This is a genomic window from Flavihumibacter sp. CACIAM 22H1 (genome assembly GCF_001601815.1).
Taxonomy (GTDB): domain Bacteria; phylum Bacteroidota; class Bacteroidia; order Chitinophagales; family Chitinophagaceae; genus Flavihumibacter.
In genome coordinates this window covers 14824-17308 of sequence record NZ_LUKG01000076.1, presented here as the reverse complement: position 1 = coordinate 17308, position 2485 = coordinate 14824, and the positions used below count along the sequence as shown (strand labels likewise).

Below are 2485 nucleotides of genomic sequence, written 5' to 3'. Positions count from 1 at the left end.
TGCAACTAATTGATTTTCAATAATAATATTTGCACTAAATTTTACTCTATGGCTGATTTAACCCTTGGAAGAACCATTTTCGGCGATCCCGCCCATACCGGAAACCTGCTTTCGGCTACGGAAGCACTTGCTCTTCTAACCGAATGGGTACCCAATGAACGGCTTCAGCTCCATATGTTACAGGTAGGTGCCCTGATGAAAGCCTGGGCCCTGGAAAAGGAAATGCTGTCTGAAGAAGAGGCCCATAAATGGTGGCTGGCAGGCCTGTTGCATGATGCCGACTGGGAAAAATACCCCGATCAGCATTGCCGCCGGATCATAGAAGAACTGGAAAAGCGGCAGCTAGACCCAAGTGTTATCCGTACCATTGCCTGCCACGGCCCGCGTCATTTCGGCGTAGAGCCCGAAACCACTATGGAAAAAATGATCTATGTCTTTGACGAACTCTCCGGCTTCATTCATGCGGCCGCCCTGGTACGACCAACCCGCTACGCAGGAATGGATATAAAATCGGTACAAAAAAAACTTAAAACGCCGGCCTTTGCGGCCCAGGTAAGCCGGGAGGAAATCCAGGATGCCCTAACCCGTGCCCAACAAAACCAGGACAACATCATTGCGTTTATCCTGGACATTCAACCCGGTGTACTGCCTATCCGCTAACCGGCATAAAAAAGAGGCTGCCCTTTCGGACAACCTCTTTCTTTCAATTGCATTTATTTAATTGATGGTAATTGTTCCCCTATATTCATCCAGCGTAAGGGTAACCGTTCTGGCAGGATCACCAGCATTACCCGGAACTTTGAAATTATCGCCGCCTTCCCACTTAATGGTTCCTCCACCATTGTCTTCATAATCAAATGCACCCCAATCAGCACCGGCCAGGAATTTAAATTCATTGCCCGGGATCATGGAAAGTGTCAACGTCCATTTTCCATCGCCCAGGTATGTCATGGTAGGCGATCCACCAGGGTTCCACTGGGGGTAATCGGCCAACGCATTTCCTACCACTTTCATCATCGGTACATAGGGCTCTACCAGGTAAGTAATATTCTTAGGATCCGTTGCATTAACAGCCACACGGTATTTGCCCGCAGTGGCCGGAGCCGGAATATTTTCTTCTCCCTGTTCAACCAGCACATTGGTGGTGCCGGGTTTTCTTCCATAGTCTCTTGCACCGGTTATACTGCCATCGGGCCAGTTATTAAAATCGATGAGCTTAAATTCACCACCGCCGCTAAAGTCGACAATACCAACAAACCGGTTAATAACGGCAGAACCCAATGCCTGGCCGGGGAAAGCCGCACCCGGCGTCCAGCCTGCCGGTGTGCCGGATCCAACTGTTGCTAAGCGTCCATAGGACTGCTCAATCTGATAGGTTAGTTCCTTCATATTGATCAAAATGCGGTAATAACCACTGGTGGAAACGCTGAGGTTATCTTCGTCCTGTTCAGACAGTTTGCCCGGTTCGCCTTTTTTCATTCCCCAATCTTTTGCATTCAGCGGACCACCCGGCCATTCCTGCTGGTTCAAAATTTTGAAACCGAAACCATCGGTAGACAAATAGGCGTAGGCATAAAAATAATTGGCATCTCTGGTATCCTGAATAAAACGTACCGAACGGGTGGGTTCCCAACCTGCCGGTGTACTGCCACCAACCAGATAAAACTTAAGCTCGCGCAGATAAACCACATCGTTCACGTACAAGGAAGGAAGACTGAAATTACCAGAACGGGCCACCACTCTCCATTTTAATGCCGTTGCCTGACCCAGGTCAGTAAATCCAAGGCTGGTAAGCGCTTCGGAAAACTCGGCATACGACCATGTCTTAACCGTATCTGCCCCTTCCTTGTTTGATGGAGCCGTCAGTAAGGGCGCCTCAAAACTACCATCGGGGCGAATAAATTCAATGGTATAGCTAACCGGCTTGGAAACATTCCCAGGCACCGCCTGCTGCCATACAAATTTTACAGAATCGGTTGATGAAAATGGATCTATTTCAATGCTGGAGGTAGTGCTAACCGGCCCATAAATAGCGAAAGGCGATACGCCGTCTCCAAAACGGGTAATATCAATGCGGTTGATTTCATTGGCCCGTACTTCGGTATCGCCATTTTCGGCACGAACGGTCCAGATTAATTCAACGGTTCCGGCATCTTCCACACCCTTTGCTTTTAGTGCATCATCAAGCTGTTTAAAACTAAGGGTAAGCCGGTTGTCCTTGCCCTGGTTGTCGGAAGGAATTTCAAGCAGGGGGGCATCTACCGAACCAGTGCGTAAGGCAGCAACCCAGGTATATACCGGTGCAGTTGTTAAGCCGGGCCGTGCAGCCGACCAGGTAATAACCACCTGCTCGTCTGGGGTAGCCGCATTCAGAGACAGTTTTGCTCCGCTTGCTGGTGTAAGCAGCGAAAATGCATCCAACCCCTCTCCTTTTCCATCCTCCTCAAAATTATATTTTTGACAGGAAGCAATTATCAGTGTACTA

At 49.0% G+C, this 2485-nt stretch carries 2 protein-coding genes; one reads left to right on the top strand and one right to left on the bottom strand.

Annotated features, from left to right (window positions below; genetic code table 11):
• The first annotated feature begins 48 nt into the window (after positions 1-48).
• A complete protein-coding gene (locus A1D16_RS17285; RefSeq protein WP_290711802.1) occupies positions 49-660 on the top strand; it encodes an HD domain-containing protein in 612 nt (203 codons plus the stop codon).
• A 57-nt stretch (positions 661-717) separates the two neighbouring features.
• On the opposite strand, the gene A1D16_RS17280 is transcribed toward A1D16_RS17285, so the two are convergent.
• Positions 718-2485 (bottom strand): SusE domain-containing protein (locus tag A1D16_RS17280; RefSeq protein ID WP_290711800.1); only part of this gene is annotated, 1768 nt, incomplete at its 5' end.